Here is a 16,711-nt window from a genome sequence, read left to right on the forward strand (position 1 = left end):
TGGGGCGTCGCCAAGTGGTAAGGCAGCGGTTTTTGGTACCGCCATTCGGAGGTTCGAATCCTCCCGCCCCAGCCATCCACGCAAATGGGCCGGCTCGTGAGCGCCTGATGGGCGCCGCTTGAGCGTAGGTGATACGTCCTCCACGTCGAAGGACGACATCTACTCAACAAAACCAAGACCCATGGGAAGCCGAGCCGGTCGAACAGGTGATTCAAGGCGGAATGCTTTGGCCATCAGCGGCCAAGACTGACTGCTGTCGCCGGCAACCATCCTTTCGGTCCGCTGACTCCAATTGAGTTTCGAGCCAGATCAAGCGGTTACTCGATCATGGAAAGCCGAGGGTGTGTATGGGGCACAGCAGCCCTGGGCTCAAGTCCTATGAGAGACTTTAATCCTGTAGGCAGGATATTTCGTATTAATCGACATTAAAACTGGAATTTTTCTGCTTTGAATTGCATTTTAATGCGGCTAGGGATGAATTGCTTCGCCAGCCAACGAAACCGATTTGTGAGTTCACCATGGTACCAGCTGCTTTCACAGCCGGCCTCGGAGTCGGCCTTTCCTTTCTTTTGGGGCCGAATATCGGAGCCATCGCTCTGATTCCCGTCCTCGTTCTCTGCGTCGTCCGCCTCTTCGGGGAAAAGGTTCTGCGGATGATGGAGGACTGAGAGAGCAACGGGATCTCATCTCGTCGTCATTCGGAAATACTGAGATCGCCAGCACTTCGCGAGTAGACGCTGTGTGACACGTCTCGTCTTTGAAGGCCGAACACGTCACCCCCGTGCGTCCTCGGCGTGTCGAAGACGAGTAATGACTTCCGCGACGATCATGGACGCCGCATACTGATCCTTGATGCGAGAGGCGTTTCTCAGCCCGTCGATCAGACCGTTGATCGTTCGCCCACCGGTCAAAGTACACCGCCGCATGGTTTTGCCCGCCTGCACCGAAATCGTCGCGATTCGACGGATGAGCTGGTTGCTCAGCGGCCATTGCCGAGATCCGTGGCAACAGAGGGTGTCGGTTTCTCGGGTGTTGCTCCGGCTTTGGGCTATGCATCGGGACGACCTCCCTGAAGACATCCTAACGCCCAGCAAGTTCGATGCCGGCGAGGGGTATCGTCAGGCTGGCGCCGTTCCTATCGTCTCCACGATATCGGCGGGGTGTCGAAAAACCATGTCGGGGCGAGCGGTTACCAGCGCGTCTCCTCGCGTATACCCCCAGGTCACGGCTCCAAAATCGCACGATGCCGCCTTGGCCGCATCGTGATCCCGCAATTCGTCGCCGATATAGATGGCACCGCCAAGCGATCCCTCCCGTCGCATCACTGCGTTCAGGCGCTTGGCCTTACCGAACATCGAGGCGCCGCAGGCGTAATGCCGGAAGCGCAGGGCGCAGGGTCCGAGGACATGCCGGACATTGGCTTCGCTGTTCGAACTGACGATGGCGAGGGTGACGCCTGCTTCGTCGAGGTTGCAGAGCATGTCCCGTATCCCGGGGAACAGCGAGATCGTCGCGATGTCGCGCGACGCGAGACCGTGCATGTGCCGCGTGATGAACGGCAACTTCCAGGGCGATACGCCGAGCTCACGAATGAGGGCGCGGGCCGAAAGACCCCGTAGCGCATCGGTCTCGGCCGGATCGATCTGCCGGAAACGATAGCGAACAGCGACGTCGTTGATAACGCTGCAGAACCACGGGAACGTGTCGGCAAGCGTCCCGTCGAAGTCGAAGATGGCAAGCTTGTAGGATGTGCGCATCACGCCGGTGGGTCGCCCGTTATGATTCAGCTCCCCTGAGGAAAAGGAACCTCAAGCGGCCCCGAAGCCGGCGCCACGCAGTAACGCGGACAGACCTCGATGAGTCGAACCCATCGAGGTCTGGAAGGACCGCGTCAGGCCGCCTTCGACGCGGTGCGCGTCGGGTAGTCGATATACCCTTCCGGTCCCTGGCTGTACCAGGTCGATTGCTCGTCCTTGTTAAGCGGCACATGCTCCGCGATCCGCTCGACGAGATCGGGGTTGGCGATGAACGGCCGGCCGAACGCGATGGCGTCGGCCTTGCCCTCGGCGAGGGCGGCCTCGGCGGCGGCCGGATCGTAATCCGAATTGAGGATCAGCGGGCCACCGAAAGCCTTCCGCATCACGGGCGCGACCGGCGGATGGTTCGGCTTGCCGAAGGTCCCGTTCGGGCCGGGTTCGCGCAGTTCGAGGAAAGCGATACCGATCTTGCCGAGCGCGGCAGCAGCGGCCCCGAACAGAGCGTCCGGATTCGAATCGTCCACGCCTTGGATCTCGCCGTTCGGTGACAGGCGCACGCCCGTGCGGTCCTTCCCGATGGCGTCGGCCACGGTCTGGGTGACCTCCGTCAGCAGGCGGATGCGGTTCTCGACAGAGCCGCCGTAGCGGTCATCCCGGTGATTGCTGTTGTCACGTAGGAACTGGTCGATGAGGTAGCCATTCGCCGCGTGAATCTGCACGCCATCGAACCCGGCCGCGATGGCATTACGCGCGGCGCAGTCATAATCGGCGAGGAGACGCGGAATCTCCTCGATCGGCAGGGCACGCGCCTGGGCGTAGGGCTGCTTGCCCTCGTACGTATGGGCGTGGTCCGGCGCAGTAGTGGCGGAAGACGAGATCGGCGCCTTGCCGCCATTGAAGCTCGGATGGACGATGCGGCCCATATGCCAGAGCTGGCAGACGATTCGGCCTCCGGCCTCGTGAACTGCCTTCACGACGGGCTTCCAGGCTTCGACCTGCTCGTCAGACCAGATACCCGGCGCGAAGGGCCAACCGAGCCCTTCCTGGCTAATGCCCGTCGCCTCGGTGAGGATCACGCCCGCGCTCGCCCGCTGCCTGTAATAATCGACCATGATCGGGGTCGGTACATGCTCCCTCGTGGCGCGGGCACGGGTGAGCGGCGCCATGAAGATGCGGTTCTTCGAGTCGATCGCGCCGATGCGGATCGGATCGTGCAGTGAGGGCATGAAGATCTCTCGTCAGACTACGACAATGGAGGCGCGACCGCTTCGGCCGCGCCTTCGTTGCCCGTAGGTATAGCGCTGACGGGAGACCGTCAGGGGGACGGCCGGAGCATCGGACACCGCCTGTGCGCCGCCGCACGCCACCACGCCCGGGATCATCACCCCGGCAATCACCTTTCCGGCATCTGCCTGAGCTTTGGCTCCGCGAACGCCCTTCCGACAGAGATTCAGAGGTGGGCCAGCACTGCGAGCAGGAGCAGGGCAATGATGTTCGTGATCTTGATCGCGGGATTCACGGCAGGGCCGGCCGTGTCCTTGTAGGGGTCGCCCACGGTGTCGCCGGTCACCGCCGCCTTGTGCGCATCGGAGCCTTTGCCACCGTGATGACCGTCCTCGATGTACTTCTTGGCGTTGTCCCAAGCGCCGCCGCCAGATGTCATCGAGATCGCTACGTAGAGCCCGGTCAGGATCACACCCAGCAGGGATGCGCCCACCGTGGCGAAGGCCTGGTCCTTGCCGGCAATCGCCTGGATCACGAAGAAGATGACGATGGGCGAGAGAACCGGCAGGAGCGACGGAAGTATCATCTCCTTGATCGCCGCGCGGGTGAGCATGTCGACGGCCCGCCCGTAATCCGGACGGTCGGTGCCCGCCATGATGCCGGGCTTCTCGCGGAACTGGCGCCGCACCTCCTCGACCACGGCACCGGCCGCACGGCCGACCGCTGTCATCGCCATGCCGCCGAACAGGAACGGGATGAGCCCGCCGAGCAGGAGGCCGACGACGACGTAGGGGTTCGACAGGGAGAAATCGACGCTCACGCCCTGGAAGAAGCGGTACTGGGTCGGGCTTGCATTGGCGATGAAGTAGTTGAGGTCGCTGGTATAGGCGGCGAACAAGACGAGGGCGCCGAGACCGGCCGAGCCGATGGCATAGCCCTTGGTGACAGCCTTCGTGGTGTTGCCGACGGCATCGAGCGCGTCGGTGGACTTGCGGACCTCCGGCGGCAGACCGGCCATCTCGGCGATACCGCCGGCATTGTCGGTGACGGGACCGAACGCGTCGAGGGCGACGATGAACCCGGCCAGCGCCAGCATGGCCGTCACCGCGATGGCGATGCCGAAGAGGCCCGCCAGCGAATAGGTGGCAATGATGCCCGCCACGATGACGAGCGCCGGCAGCGCCGTCGATTCGAGCGAGATCGCAAGCCCCTGGATCACGTTGGTGCCGTGACCCGTGACGGAGGCGTCGGCGATCGACTTCACCGGGCGGAAGTTCGTGCCGGTGTAGTATTCGGTGATGACGACGATGAGCGCCGTGATGACGAGGCCGATCACCGCGCAGCCGAACAATCCGCCTGAGGTGAAGGTGACGCCGGCATTCGTCTTGAACTCGGTGGCGAATCCACCGAACAGCGCAAAATTGACCAGCGCGATGGCGACGATGGAGAGCGCGCCCGCGGTGATGAGACCCTTGTAGAGCGCGCCCATGATCGACTGGTTGGCGCCGAGCCGAACGGCGTAGGTGCCGGCGATCGAGGTGAGGATGCAGGCCGAACCAATGGCCAACGGATAGAGCAGCATCGCCTCCAGCACGTTGCGTCCGGCGATATCGGTCTGGCCGGCGAAGAAGATCGCGGCGAGCACCATGGTGGCGACGACGGTCACCGCGTAGGTCTCGAACAGGTCGGCCGCCATGCCGGCGCAATCGCCGACATTGTCACCGACATTGTCGGCGATTGTGGCCGGGTTGCGCGGATCGTCTTCCGGAATCCCGGCTTCGACCTTGCCGACGAGGTCGCCGCCGACATCGGCGCCCTTAGTGAAGATACCGCCTCCCAGACGGGCGAAGATCGAGATCAGCGAGGCGCCGAAGCCGAGCGCCACCAGGGAATCGATGACTTCACGGCTGGCGGGCGCGAGGCCCGCAACGCGGGTGAGGAAGGTGTAGTAGAGCGCGACCCCAAGGAGCGCGAGACCAGCCACGAACATGCCGGTGACGGCACCGGACTTGAATGCGACGTCGAGCCCAGCCCCCAGGGAGGTCGAGGCCGCCTGCGCCGTCCGGACATTGGCGCGCACCGACACGTTCATGCCGATGAAGCCGGCCGCTCCGGAGAGGACCGCGCCGATGAGGAAGCCGATGGCGACCTTCAGTCCGAGAAAATAGGCGAGCGCCACAAACAGAACTACGCCGACGATGCCGATGGTAGCGTATTGCCGGCGCAGGTAGGCCTGTGCCCCTTCCGCAATCGCCCCGGCGATCTCTTGCATCCGCTGGGTGCCGGCGTCGCGTTTCATCACGTCGTTGATCGTGATGATTCCGTAGGCGACGGCGCATAGTCCGCCCAAGATGATAAGCAACAATGCGGTCATTCTACCGTCCTTGCGTTGTTATCGTGATGACGTAGCTCGGCTGGTTATGGGACGAGACGCTTGATGCGTTTTAGGCATTCCCTCCCTGGGATGCCTGCTCTGATTGCCAAACTTCCGCGGCAAGAGCAAATCCTGCTTAGCTCTTTCATTTGCGATTATTTTTGCGTTGCACAATTCACTAAGCGCTTGATTGAAATCACTCGCATTCGAACCTCTTCGTCTCTTACCGAACTCGTAACGCGGCGCAGCGAAACTTTGCGCATTGATTCACGCTAGGGCATCGATTCCCATGGATTGGGACGGTTTCAAAAATGTGGGAACACGTTATTTCCTGAAGCCATGACCCAGTCGGAACAACCGCCACCGGACACGGCCCTGACCCGGCTCAGCCTCGCCCTCGACGGGGTACCCCAGCGGGGTTTGCCGCCCGTCGAGCGATGGAACCCACCCTATTGCGGTGAAATCGACATGCGGATCGCCGCGGATGGAACGTGGTTCCATAACGGCTCACCGATCCGCCGCCCGGCCCTCGTCAAGCTGTTCTCCTCTATCCTCCGGCGAGAGCCCGATGGTCGTATCGTCCTGGTGACGCCGGTGGAGAGCGTGGGCATCGTTGTGGACGATGCGCCCTTCGCCGCAGTGGAGATGGCGGTGGAAGGTGAGGGCGAGACCCGGCGCATCGCGTTCCGTACGAATGTCGACGATCTCGTCACCGTCGATGCCGACCACGCTCTGCGGTTCGAGGAGGGCGGGGATGGCGGTCTGCGCCCCTATATCCATATCCGCCGTGGCCTCTGGGCACTGCTTACCCGCGCAACGACCTACGACCTGCTGGCGCTGGGTGAGGAACGCCTGGTCGATGGTGTGTCGTGGTTCGGCATCGCCGGCGGCGGCGGGTTTCACCCTATCGCTCGCAGCGAACGCGCATGAGCTTCGACGCGCTGTCGGACCTGCTCGACAGGGCCGGGCGGGGCCTCTCCCCTACTCCCCCCAAAGCCGACGACCCTGTTTCGAACCCGCGCGGCGACCACGACCTCGATCCAGCCGGCATCGCGACCCCTCCGGTAAAACCGCACCGGTCAGCAGCGGTCATGGTGCCTATCGTTGTCAGGAACGAGGAACTGGCGGTGCTCTTCACCGTGCGGGCATCGCACCTGCGCGACCATTCCGGTCAGATCGCCTTTCCCGGTGGCAAGATCGAACCCTCGGACCGGGACCCGGCGGATGCCGCCCTGCGCGAAGCCCGAGAGGAGATCGGCCTTCGGCCTGACGACATCCGCATCCTCGGCTATCTCGACCCCTATCTGTCGGCGACGGGATTCCTCGTGGTCCCGGTGGTCGGGCTCTGCACCGAAGAAGTCCGGCTCGCCCCAGATCCGGCGGAGGTGGCGGAGGTATTCGAAGTCCCGCTGGGCCGCCTGATGGACCCGGTCCGTCGGCGCCTCGGCGTCGGGCTATGGCAGGATCGCCCGCGACGCTACTACGCCATCCCCTTCGGCGACCGCATGATCTGGGGTGTGACGGCGGGGATCGTGAACAATCTCCACGAACGCCTGTTTCCGTGACATGACGGCCTTCCCTCGCCCAGCGAAAGCTCCATGATCCGCCGCCTCGTCGAAGAAGTCCTGATCTTCCTGTTGCCCTTCATTTTGTTCGGCCTCTATCTCACGATCAGAGGCCGCAACCCGAGCCACGGCGCCCATTGGGAAGGGTTCGTGTTTCGACTGACCATGGGAGGGCTTGCTCTGGTGATCCTGTCCTTCATCATTGCCGGTCTGGCGGGCGAAAAGCATCGCGGCGGCTACGTCCCACCCAGGATCGAAAACGGACAGGTCGTTCCGGGCCATTTCCAATGACTGGTCGCGATCTCCGGCGGGAGGGGCTCAATGCCCTTCTCGTGGATCCAGCCGTCTCGCACGTGCTTTCCGTGCTGAGGGCGGATGGAGAGGAAACACGGATCGTCGGGGGCTCAGTGCGCGATGCCCTGCTCGGCCAGATGGGATCGGACATCGATCTCGCCACCACTCTTCTGCCGGAGGAGACGATTCGGCGCGCGGCGGCTGGTTCCCTACGGGCGATCCCAACGGGCATCGAGCATGGAACGATCACCCTGCTCCATGTCGGACGGGCCTTCGAGGTGACCACCCTGCGGGAGGATGTCGAGACCGACGGCCGGCACGCGGTGGTCAGGTTCGGACGGGACTTCTCCCGTGACGCGGAGCGTCGCGACTTCACCATCAACGCCCTGTCCCTGAGCGCGGATGGCGAACTCCACGACACGACCGGAGGCGAAGAGGATCTCCGGGTGGGCCGCGTCCGCTTCATCGGTGAAGCGGCGACCCGCATCCGCGAGGACGCCTTGCGCATCCTGCGCTTCTTCCGCTTCCACGCCCGTTACGGGATCGGAGCGCCGGACGTGGACGGCCTACAGGCCGCGCGCGATGCGGGGGAAGCGCTCGATACCCTCTCGCGAGAACGGGTCCGTGCGGAATTTCTGAAACTCTTGGAAGCGCCAGGCGCCGTCGAGGCAGTCGCGGAAATGAAGAAGGCCGGGCTGCTCGCGCGCATCATCGGCGCCGAGGGTCACGTCGATCGCCTGGAACGCGCCATCGCATCGACGATGGATCATGGCGGCCCGATGATGGCAGTGAACTCGCTCGCGGCCTTGGCCGTCGTCGACGACGACGATGCGGACCGTCTGCGACAGAAGCTGCGATTATCGAACGAGGAGCATGCCCGTTTGTGCGCCTACGCGGCTGCACGACGGGCCATCGCGCGCCTGCAGCACGTGGGAGCCATCGAGATGCGTCGGCTCGCGGCGACAGAGGATCTACTTGGCTTGGCGCTGGTGATCGCCGTCATGGATGAGACGAACGTGAATCGAATCGACACGGAGGCTCGCCGCGAACTGAGGGGCCTGCTCGATGGCACGTCGACCGCGCCGACCTTTCCCCTCAGCGGGGACGACCTCATCACGGCAGGCATCCCGCCAGGCCGTTCAGTGGGTCGGGGTCTCTCTGCGAGCCGCTCTCTCTGGCTCGAGCGGGGATGTCTTACCGGGGAGGAGGAGCGCGCCCTCCTCCTCGACCATGCGGTGACTCACGCCCGCTCGGGTGATTGAGCGTAGCGAAGGTCGTTAGAAGTTGAGGGCGACCTTGGCGTCCTGAAGCTGGACGATCTGGCCGGTGATCTCGTCCTTCTTGGCGAAATCCTCGGTGGCATCGCGCTGCAACTCGAGGGCGGCGATGTCCTTGTCGAGCGAATCGGGCGTGATCTCCTCGAACGGGTTGGCACGCTCAGCGATCACGGTGACCATGGTCGGTCCGATATCGGCGAAGCCACCGCGCACGAGAACGCGCTTACCGGCATGGCCGGCCTCGTTGATCACGATCACGCCGACCTTGAGCGCGGTCAGGACGGGGGCATGGCCCGGAAGAACGGTCATCTCCCCTTCGATACCGGGAAGCTGCACGGCCTCGATCTGGCCGGAATAGACCGTCCGCTCGGGACCGACGAAATCGAACTGGAAGGTGGCCATGGCGAGGGAGGTCCCGCTTCGGGTTGTCGTGTTGGAAAAGCGGCGCGGTCCCGAGAAGGCCGCGCCGTGATTGTCGGGTCAGGCCGTCCGCCATTTCGGCGGAAGGCCTTGGCGTTCGATGGATCAGGCCGCAGCCGCGATCTTCTTCGCCTTCTCCTTGGCGTCCTCGATCGTGCCGACCATGTAGAACGCCGCCTCCGGCAGGTCGTCGTAATCGCCGTTCACGAGGCCCTTGAAGCCCTTGATCGTATCGGCCAGCGGGACCTGGATGCCGGGCGAGCCGGTGAAGATCTCGGCCACCGAGAAGGGCTGCGAGAAGAAGCGCTCGATCTTGCGGGCGCGGGCGACGGTGAGCTTGTCCTCTTCCGAGAGCTCATCCATGCCCAGGATCGCGATGATGTCCTGCAGGGCCTTGTAGCGCTGCAGGGTCTGCTGGACGCGGCGGGCGACGTCGTAATGCTCCTCACCGAGGACGGCGGGGTTGAGCATGCGCGACGTCGAGTCCAGCGGATCCACGGCCGGGTAGATGCCCTTCTCGGCGATGGAGCGCGAGAGCACGGTGGTGGCGTCCAAGTGGGCGAACGAGGCGGCGGGCGCCGGATCGGTCAGATCGTCGGCCGGCACGTAGATGGCCTGCACCGAGGTGATCGAGCCCTTGGTCGTGGTGGTGATGCGCTCCTGCAGGGCACCCATGTCCGTGGCCAGCGTCGGCTGGTAGCCCACGGCGGAGGGGATGCGGCCGAGAAGAGCCGACACTTCCGAACCGGCCTGGGTGAAGCGGAAGATGTTGTCCACGAAGAACAGCACGTCCTGGCCCTGGTCGCGGAAATCCTCGGCGATGGTGAGGCCGGTGAGCGCGACACGCGAGCGGGCACCGGGGGACTCGTTCATCTGGCCGTAGACGAGCGCGCACTTGGAGCCTTCGGCCGAGCCGTTGTTCTCCTTCGGGTCCATGTTGACCTTGGACTCGATCATCTCGTGGTAGAGATCGTTGCCCTCACGGGTGCGCTCACCGACGCCGGCGAACACCGAGTAGCCCGAGTGCACCTTGGCGATGTTGTTGATGAGCTCCATGATCAGCACGGTCTTGCCGACGCCGGCGCCGCCGAACAGGCCGATCTTGCCGCCCTTGGCGTAGGGGGCGAGGAGATCGACCACCTTGATGCCGGTGACCAGGATCTGCGACTCGGTGGACTGCTCGGCGTAGGACGGCGCGGGCTGGTGGATGGCGCGCAGGGTGTCCGACTGGATCGGGCCGGCTTCGTCGATCGGCTCGCCGATGACGTTCATGATGCGGCCGAGGGTGTTGAAGCCGACCGGCACCTTGATGGCCTCGCCGGTGTCGGTGACTTCCTGGCCACGAACGAGGCCTTCCGACGTGTCCATGGCGACGCAGCGCACGGTGCTCTCACCGAGCTGCATGGCCACTTCGAGGACGAGGCGGTTGCCGTTGTTCTTGGTCTCGAGGGCGTTGAGGATCTCCGGCAGGTGGCCGTCGAAGTGAACGTCGACCACGGGGCCGATGACCTGGGTGATCTTGCCGACCTTGTTGGAGCCGGCGCCGGGGAGAGCGGTGTTCGCCATGTTACGGGTCCTTCGAATACGTTGCGGTCAGGGCGACGGGGAGCGCTTAAAGCGCTTCGGCACCCGAGATGATTTCGATGAGTTCCTTGGTGATCATGGCCTGACGCGTGCGGTTGTAGATCTGCGTCTGCTTCTTGATCATCTCGCCCGCGTTGCGCGTGGCGGAATCCATGGCACCGGTACGTGCGCCTTGTTCGGAGGCCGCGTTCTCGAGGAGCGCGCGGAACACCTGGACGGTGAGGTTGCGCGGCAGAAGGGTATCGAGGATCGCTTCCTCGCTCGGCTCGAACTCAAGAGCGGCATCCGGAGCGGTACCGCCGGCTGGGGGCAGCTCGGCTGGGATGAGCTTCTGGGCGGTCGGCACCTGGGCGATGACGGAGCGGAAGCGCGAATAGAACAGCGTCGCCACATCGAACTCGCCATCGTCGAAACGCGAGATGATGCTCTGCGCGATCTCGGCAGCGAACTCGTAATCCACCGGCTTGTTGCCGCGCAGGTCACGGCTCTCGATGATCTGGTCGCGATACTGGCGACGTAGGAGATCGTAGCCTTTCTTGCCGACCGTGACGATCTTCACCGTCTTGCCTTCGGCCGTCAGCGTGCGGATGTGCTCGCGGGCCAGACGCACGATCGATGAGTTGAAACCGCCGCAGAGGCCGCGGTCAGCCGTGCAGATCACCAGCAGGTGAACCTTGTCGGCGCCCGTGCCGGACAGGAGCTTCGGTCCCTGGACACCGCCGACGAGGTTCGCGGCGAGGTTGCCGAGCACCTGGGACATCTTCTCGGCATAGGGACGGGCATTCTCAGCGGCATTCTGGGCGCGCCGCAACTTGGCGGCGGCGACCATCTGCATCGCTTTGGTGATCTTCTGCGTGCCCTTCACCGAAGCGATGCGGTTACGCAGATCCTTCAAACTCGCCATGGGGTGACTTCCAGATCCGTTCGGTGCGGTTCGACGCCATCTCTCTTCCCCTTGAGTGGGGAAGAGCCGGAGGTGGGGGTGGTGTCGAAGAGGTCTCGGCCGGTCCGGCACACCTCCACCCCAGTCCCCTCCCCGCTAAGGGAGGGGATCATCGACTGGCTTTAGCCCAGTGACTTGGCGACGCTCTCGACGACGCCCTTCAGCGTCTTCGCGCTGTCGTCGGACAGATCCTTCGAATCACGGATCTTGGTGAGCAGATCGGCGTGCTTGGTGCGCAGGGTCGAGAGCAGCGCGTCCTCGAAGGGACGGACCTTCGACACGGGCAAAGCATCGAGATAGCCGTTCACGCCGGCATAGATCACCGCGACCTGCTCTTCCATCTTCAGCGGCGAGAATTGCGGCTGCTTCAGGAGCTCGGTGAGGCGCGAGCCACGGTTCAGGAGCTTCTGGGTCGACGCATCGAGATCGGAGCCGAACTGTGCGAAGGCGGCCATCTCGCGGTACTGGGCGAGCTCACCCTTGATCTTACCGGCGACCTTCTTCATCGCCTTCGTCTGGGCCGACGAGCCCACGCGGGACACCGAGAGGCCGACGTTCACCGCCGGGCGGATGCCCTGGTAGAACAGGTCGGTCTCGAGGAAGATCTGGCCGTCGGTGATCGAGATCACGTTGGTCGGGATGTAGGCCGAGACGTCGTTGGCCTGGGTCTCGATGACAGGAAGCGCGGTCAGTGATCCGTTACCGGCCGCATCGCCCATCTTGGCGGCGCGCTCGAGCAGGCGCGAGTGCAGGTAGAACACGTCGCCGGGATAGGCTTCGCGGCCCGGCGGGCGGCGCAGCAGCAGCGACATCTGGCGGTAGGCGACGGCCTGCTTGGAGAGATCGTCATACACGATCACGGCGTGCATGGCGTTGTCGCGGAAATACTCGCCCATGGCGCAGCCGGCGAAGGGGGCGATGAACTGCATCGGCGCAGCGTCCGAAGCGGTCGCGGCGATGACGATGGAGTATTCGAGCGCGCCGTTGTCTTCGAGCGACTTCACGAACTGTGCGACGGTGGAGCGCTTCTGACCGATGGCAACGTAGACGCAATAGAGCTTGGCGTTCTCGTCGGTGCCGGCATGAGCCGGCTTCTGGTTCAGGATCGTATCGAGGGCGATGGCGGTCTTGCCGGTCTGGCGATCGCCGATGATCAGCTCGCGCTGGCCGCGGCCGACGGGGATCAGGGCGTCGATGGCCTTGAGGCCAGTGGCCATCGGCTCGTGAACCGACTTGCGCGGAATGATGCCGGGAGCCTTCACGTCGACGCGGCGACGCTCGGTGGTGGCGATGGGGCCCTTGCCGTCGATCGGGTTGCCGAGGGCGTCGACGACGCGGCCGAGCAGCGCCTTGCCGACCGGAACGTCCACGATAGCGCCGGTGCGCTTGACGGTCTGGCCTTCCTTGATGTCGCGATCCGACCCGAAGATCACGATGCCGACGTTGTCCTGCTCGAGGTTGAGGGCCATGCCGCGCACGCCCGACTCGAACTCGACCATCTCACCGGCCTGGACGCTGTCGAGCCCGTAGGCGCGGGCGATACCGTCACCGACGGAGAGCACTTGGCCCACCTCGGTCACCTCGGCTTCCTGGCCGAAATTCTTGATCTGCTCTTTCAGGATCGCGGAGATCTCGGCAGCGCGGATGTCCATCGTCTGGCCTCTTTAAATCGAAACGAAGTTGCTGTGGAGAAACGGGAGCGGGCCTGCGCCGAAGCGCCGACCTCAGGCTTCCCGCATCGCGAGTCGAATACCGTTGAGCTTGGTACGCAGGGATGCATCCACCATCCGGCTGCCGATCTTGACGATGAGACCGCCGATCAGGGCCGGGTCGACGCGCAGATCGAGGTCGATCTCCGAGCGAGCCACATCGCGCAGGGACGCCTTGATCTCTTCGAGAACGGCGTCCGACGGGCGTTCGGCCACGGTCACCTCGGCGCGTACGATCCCCTTCGATTCCGCCACCAGACGGCGGAAGGCGCGGATCATGTCGGGCAGCGCGAAAAGACGGCGGTTGGAGGCCGCGAGCCGGATGAAGTTTGCGCCGAGGCCGGTGAGACCGGCCTTGTCGAGGATGGCGCCGATGGCGGCTTCCTGCTGCTCACCGGTGAAAACCGGGCTGCGAACGAGGCGAGCCAGATCGGGGCTCTCCTTGAGAAGGGAATCAAAGCTCTGCAGGGTCGCCGCGACCGCATCGATCTGGCGCTCGTCGCGGGCCAGCTCGAACAGTGCGGAGGCATAGCGACCTGCTACGCCTGCAACCGGGGAACCCGCCTCGGAACTGGTCTGCGCCACGCGCCACTCTCTCTTTTAATCCGGCCCGAGGTTCCGGCCCGTGACACCGTTCTCGGCATCGGCTCTGAAACCGTCAGGAATGGGAACCGCCTCGAAATACAGGTCTGAAACCCGTCCTCCCAGCGCGGCGAGGGCCTAGCATGCGTGTTGGGGAGGCGCAAGACGAAGACGGGCCTGCATAAGCTTGTGCGGCGCGCGGTCGTGCACTCATGTCCAATCCGCGAGAACGATGGCGAAGGTGAGGCGTCAGGCCGCCGGCGAAAGTTCAGGCCGTCAGCAGGCGATCTGATCGCAACGACGCATGGCCCCGATCATCCGAGCGAGGGACTTCGCACCCGGATGTCCGAGAAGGCCGGCATTGCCGAGCACGTAGGAGGGAGTCGCCACGAGACCGAGATCGGCCGCCATGCGCATCTGCGCCTTCAACGCGAGACGCACCTCGTCGCTATCGGCGATCGTCTCGAGCTCCGAGGCGGGCACGCCCAAGGTGGCGGCGACCTGAAGCGCGCCGGTGCCGTCGATCCGGCCGGGTCTGGCGAGCAGCTTCTGATAGAGCGTCCAGGCGGCGGCCGACCCCATCTTGCGCTGGATCGCCAATGCGACCTTCGCCGCCTGAGCCGATTGAGGCGAGAGAATCGGATTGTTGATAAGCCCGATTCGCAAAGCGGTATCGCTCGCGGCGAGAGACGTCATGTCGATCGCCGCCTTCCGGCAATACGGACAATTGTAGTCGAAGAACTCGTAGAGCGTGATCTCCGCCTCGCGGGCCCCCACATAGGTCACGCCCTTCAGAGCAGGGATTTCCCCGACGATTTCACCCGGGAGCCGGGTGTTCGCGATTGGCCGGCCATCGTCGTTATCGACCTTGAAGGTCTGGCCGTAGCCCTGGGCATGGCCGCCGCGGAGTGACGCGACAAGGAAAGCCAGGCTCGCGGAACCGGCCAGGAACTTTCGACGGTCGATGGACATGCGAACGGGGCCTCGAAGGTGCGGGATCACCGATCATTCGGCGTCGCGTGTCGCGCCTCTTAATCCCGGTTCGAGATGGTATCCAGACCTTTGCTCCCCCGGGAGGAGTGCTCGCTCAGGAGGTCGCACGCATCCCGTCGCTGAAATATTTTTCTAACTCCTCACAGAGAGCACCTCGACCGATTCCCCCTCCGATTCCAAGCAACATTCGTGTATTCTGAGGCAATGTGCATATCCGATAAACTTTCTGGCAGATTAAAATGAAATATACAGGGGATAGATTGAGCCGTACCACAATAAACTAGGAGCATCTTGGAGCTTTGTGCGCCAGTATTAAGCAACAATATTTATTCGCAACCTTTATAGCGCAGCCGTGACGGAAATTTTCTAGTTTTCATAATCCGTCGCAGGGATTGTTAACTCAATTGATAGGGAATCTCCTATATCGAATGACACAGGGCTGAGCGCGGCGGCCCGCCACAAACCTTACGCGTCAAATAGGGTGATGAACTTTTTTTCGAATACCGATTTCCGCTCACGGATCGCCGCATTGAATCGTTCGCAAGCGGTCATCGAGTTCGATACCGATGGCACCGTACTGACTGCAAACCGGAATTTTCTCGCCGCGATCGGCTACGAATTGTCCGAGATCCAGGGCAAGCATCACAGCCTTTTCGTCGAGCCGGCGTTCCGGGAGAGCCAGGATTACAAAGCCTTCTGGAGCGCGTTGGCCGCCGGCACCTTCCAGTCCGGCGAGTTCAAGCGCATCGGCAAGGGCGGGCGCGAGATCTGGTTGCAGGCCACCTACAATCCTATCCTCGGTCGCAACGGAAAGACCGAGAAGATCGTCAAGTTCTCGTCCGACATCACCGAGCGCGTGATGCGCTCGATCAACCACGAGGGCCAGATCAAAGCCCTCGACCGCTCGCAGGCGGTCATCGAGTTCGCCCTCGACGGCACCATCCTCACGGCCAACCGGAACTTCCTCGACGTGATGGGCTACGACCTGTCCGAGATTCAGGGCCAGCCCCACAGCATGTTCGTCGGTCCCGATCTGCGGGCCACCGCGGCGTACAGGCGCTTCTGGGATGAACTCGGCCGAGGTGAGTATCAGGCCGACGAGTATCGGCGGATCGCAAAGGGAGGCCGCGAGGTCTTCATCCAGGGGACCTACAACCCGATCTTCGACCGGGACGGACGCCCGCTGAAGGTCGTCAAATTCTGCATCGACGTCACGCGGCAGGTGCTGGAGCGCCAGCGCCGCGCCGCTCTGCAGATCTCCATTGCCACCGACCTCAACGCCATCGCCGGTGCCGCTTCGGGCGCGTCGCTACAGGCCGGTCAAGCCGCTCAGGCCTCGACTCAGGTCTCTTCCGACATCCAGACCGTGGCGTCCGGCGCCGAAGAGCTCGCGGCCTCGGTGTCCGAGATCAGCATGCAGGTGACCCACGCCTCCGAGATCTCCAGTCAGGCGGTCAAGCAGGCCGAGAAAACCAGCACTATCATCGCCGGTCTCTCGGGCGCGGCAACCCGGATCGGCGAAGTCGTCGCCTTGATCCAGGGCATCGCCGCGCAAACCAATTTGCTCGCCCTCAATGCGACGATCGAGGCGGCACGGGCGGGAGAAGCGGGTCGGGGCTTCGCCGTGGTCGCGACCGAGGTGAAGGCTTTGGCCGCCCAGACCTCCAAGGCGACCGAGCAGATCAGCGCTCAGATCATGTCGACCCAGCAAGTGACTCAGGATGCGGTGGGTGCCATCACCTCGATCCAGGACACGATCATGACCCTGAACGAAGTCGCGAGCGCGATTTCGGCGGCGGTCGAAGAGCAGAGCGCGGTGACCCGCGAGATGTCGGCGAGCATGCAGACCGCCTCCAACGGCGTAGGCCAGATCACTAGCAGCCTCAGTGAGATTGCCCGCTCCACCGAAGAGGTCGATTCGGCCACTCAGAAGGTGAGGGTCGCCTCCCAGGAAGCCGCCTAGGGTCCCCTCTGCCGGTCCCTCGACGC

14 protein-coding genes and 1 tRNA gene are annotated in these 16,711 nt (G+C 63.7%); 6 read left to right on the forward strand and 9 right to left on the reverse strand.

Annotated features, from left to right (window positions below; translation table 11 throughout):
- Positions 1-75 (forward strand) — tRNA-Gln (locus tag ASF32_RS17605).
- Between the two features lie 1,043 nt (positions 76-1,118).
- Here the strand turns inward: ASF32_RS17605 and ASF32_RS17610 are convergent.
- From ASF32_RS17610 to ASF32_RS17620, 3 genes are all read right to left on the reverse strand, one after another.
- Positions 1,119-1,757 (reverse strand): HAD hydrolase-like protein, encoded by a 639-nt coding sequence (locus ASF32_RS17610; protein WP_056431212.1) that lies wholly within the window; start codon positions 1,755-1,757, stop codon positions 1,119-1,121.
- 134 nt (positions 1,758-1,891) lie between these two features.
- Positions 1,892-2,983 carry an alkene reductase gene (locus ASF32_RS17615; RefSeq protein WP_056431215.1) on the reverse strand — a complete coding sequence of 364 codons (1,092 nt, stop codon included), beginning with the start codon at positions 2,981-2,983 and terminating at the stop codon, positions 1,892-1,894.
- Positions 2,984-3,207: 224 nt separating this feature from the next.
- Positions 3,208-5,355: a sodium-translocating pyrophosphatase gene (locus ASF32_RS17620; RefSeq protein ID WP_056431218.1), complete on the reverse strand. Its 2,148-nt coding sequence runs from the start codon at positions 5,353-5,355 to the stop codon at positions 3,208-3,210.
- Positions 5,356-5,694: 339 nt separating this feature from the next.
- Between ASF32_RS17620 and ASF32_RS17625 the strand changes: the two genes are divergently transcribed.
- From ASF32_RS17625 to ASF32_RS17640, 4 genes are read left to right on the forward strand one after another with little or no spacing between them, the layout of a single operon-like run.
- Entirely contained in the window at positions 5,695-6,285 is a 591-nt protein-coding gene (locus tag ASF32_RS17625) for a DUF1285 domain-containing protein (protein ID WP_056431221.1), read from the forward strand.
- Positions 6,282-6,920 (forward strand): CoA pyrophosphatase, encoded by a 639-nt coding sequence (locus ASF32_RS17630; RefSeq protein WP_056431224.1) that lies wholly within the window; start codon positions 6,282-6,284, stop codon positions 6,918-6,920. Before ASF32_RS17625 ends, ASF32_RS17630 begins: the two co-directional genes overlap by 4 nt.
- Positions 6,921-6,953: 33 nt before the next feature.
- Complete coding sequence (locus ASF32_RS17635) at positions 6,954-7,211, forward strand: DUF6111 family protein (RefSeq protein ID WP_056431227.1); 258 nt, start codon at positions 6,954-6,956, stop codon at positions 7,209-7,211.
- A complete protein-coding gene (locus ASF32_RS17640; RefSeq protein ID WP_056431229.1) occupies positions 7,208-8,476 on the forward strand; it encodes a CCA tRNA nucleotidyltransferase in 1,269 nt (422 codons plus the stop codon). Before ASF32_RS17635 ends, ASF32_RS17640 begins: the two co-directional genes overlap by 4 nt.
- A gap of 15 nt (positions 8,477-8,491) precedes the next feature.
- On the opposite strand, the gene atpC is transcribed toward ASF32_RS17640, so the two are convergent.
- From atpC to ASF32_RS17670, 6 genes are all read right to left on the reverse strand, one after another.
- Positions 8,492-8,893 (reverse strand): ATP synthase F1 subunit epsilon, encoded by a 402-nt coding sequence (gene atpC / locus ASF32_RS17645; protein WP_056431232.1) that lies wholly within the window; start codon positions 8,891-8,893, stop codon positions 8,492-8,494.
- A 123-nt stretch (positions 8,894-9,016) separates the two neighbouring features.
- The gene (gene atpD, locus ASF32_RS17650) at positions 9,017-10,477 is read right to left on the reverse strand and encodes a F0F1 ATP synthase subunit beta (RefSeq protein ID WP_018044914.1); all 1,461 of its coding nucleotides are present in this window, start codon (positions 10,475-10,477) and stop codon (positions 9,017-9,019) included.
- Between the two features lie 46 nt (positions 10,478-10,523).
- Positions 10,524-11,399, reverse strand: a complete 876-nt coding sequence (locus ASF32_RS17655) for a F0F1 ATP synthase subunit gamma (RefSeq protein ID WP_056431234.1) — start codon at positions 11,397-11,399, stop codon at positions 10,524-10,526.
- A 161-nt stretch (positions 11,400-11,560) separates the two neighbouring features.
- Positions 11,561-13,090, reverse strand: coding sequence for a F0F1 ATP synthase subunit alpha (gene atpA / locus ASF32_RS17660; protein WP_056431236.1), 1,530 nt, complete (start codon positions 13,088-13,090; stop codon positions 11,561-11,563).
- Between the two features lie 72 nt (positions 13,091-13,162).
- Positions 13,163-13,732, reverse strand: coding sequence for a F0F1 ATP synthase subunit delta (locus ASF32_RS17665; protein ID WP_056431239.1), 570 nt, complete (start codon positions 13,730-13,732; stop codon positions 13,163-13,165).
- Positions 13,733-14,005: 273 nt separating this feature from the next.
- On the reverse strand, positions 14,006-14,701 hold the full coding sequence (locus tag ASF32_RS17670; RefSeq protein WP_056431242.1) for a DsbA family protein: 696 nt from the start codon (positions 14,699-14,701) through the stop codon (positions 14,006-14,008).
- Positions 14,702-15,206: 505 nt separating this feature from the next.
- Between ASF32_RS17670 and ASF32_RS17675 the strand changes: the two genes are divergently transcribed.
- Positions 15,207-16,685, forward strand: coding sequence for a PAS domain-containing methyl-accepting chemotaxis protein (locus tag ASF32_RS17675; RefSeq protein WP_056431246.1), 1,479 nt, complete (start codon positions 15,207-15,209; stop codon positions 16,683-16,685).
- Positions 16,686-16,711: the final 26 nt, after the last annotated feature.

The organism is Methylobacterium sp. Leaf91, assembly GCF_001422815.1.
Classification (GTDB): Bacteria; Pseudomonadota; Alphaproteobacteria; order Rhizobiales; family Beijerinckiaceae; genus Methylobacterium.

Bases quoted from the DNA above. Each gene is read 5' to 3' on its own strand.
- ASF32_RS17620 (WP_056431218.1), bottom strand. From the start codon at position 5,355: ATGACCGCATTGTTGCTTATCATCTTGGGCGGACTATGCGCCGTCGCC.
- ASF32_RS17655 (WP_056431234.1), bottom strand. From the start codon at position 11,399: ATGGCGAGTTTGAAGGATCTGCGTAACCGCATCGCTTCGGTGAAGGGC.
- ASF32_RS17670 (WP_056431242.1), bottom strand. From the start codon at position 14,701: ATGTCCATCGACCGTCGAAAGTTCCTGGCCGGTTCCGCGAGCCTGGCT.
- ASF32_RS17610 (WP_056431212.1), bottom strand. From the start codon at position 1,757: ATGCGCACATCCTACAAGCTTGCCATCTTCGACTTCGACGGGACGCTT.
- atpD (WP_018044914.1), bottom strand. From the start codon at position 10,477: ATGGCGAACACCGCTCTCCCCGGCGCCGGCTCCAACAAGGTCGGCAAG.
- atpA (WP_056431236.1), bottom strand. From the start codon at position 13,090: ATGGACATCCGCGCTGCCGAGATCTCCGCGATCCTGAAAGAGCAGATC.
- ASF32_RS17630 (WP_056431224.1), top strand. From the start codon at position 6,282: ATGAGCTTCGACGCGCTGTCGGACCTGCTCGACAGGGCCGGGCGGGGC.
- ASF32_RS17615 (WP_056431215.1), bottom strand. From the start codon at position 2,983: ATGCCCTCACTGCACGATCCGATCCGCATCGGCGCGATCGACTCGAAG.
- ASF32_RS17625 (WP_056431221.1), top strand. From the start codon at position 5,695: ATGACCCAGTCGGAACAACCGCCACCGGACACGGCCCTGACCCGGCTC.
- ASF32_RS17640 (WP_056431229.1), top strand. From the start codon at position 7,208: ATGACTGGTCGCGATCTCCGGCGGGAGGGGCTCAATGCCCTTCTCGTG.
- ASF32_RS17635 (WP_056431227.1), top strand. From the start codon at position 6,954: ATGATCCGCCGCCTCGTCGAAGAAGTCCTGATCTTCCTGTTGCCCTTC.
- atpC (WP_056431232.1), bottom strand. From the start codon at position 8,893: ATGGCCACCTTCCAGTTCGATTTCGTCGGTCCCGAGCGGACGGTCTAT.
- ASF32_RS17675 (WP_056431246.1), top strand. From the start codon at position 15,207: ATGAACTTTTTTTCGAATACCGATTTCCGCTCACGGATCGCCGCATTG.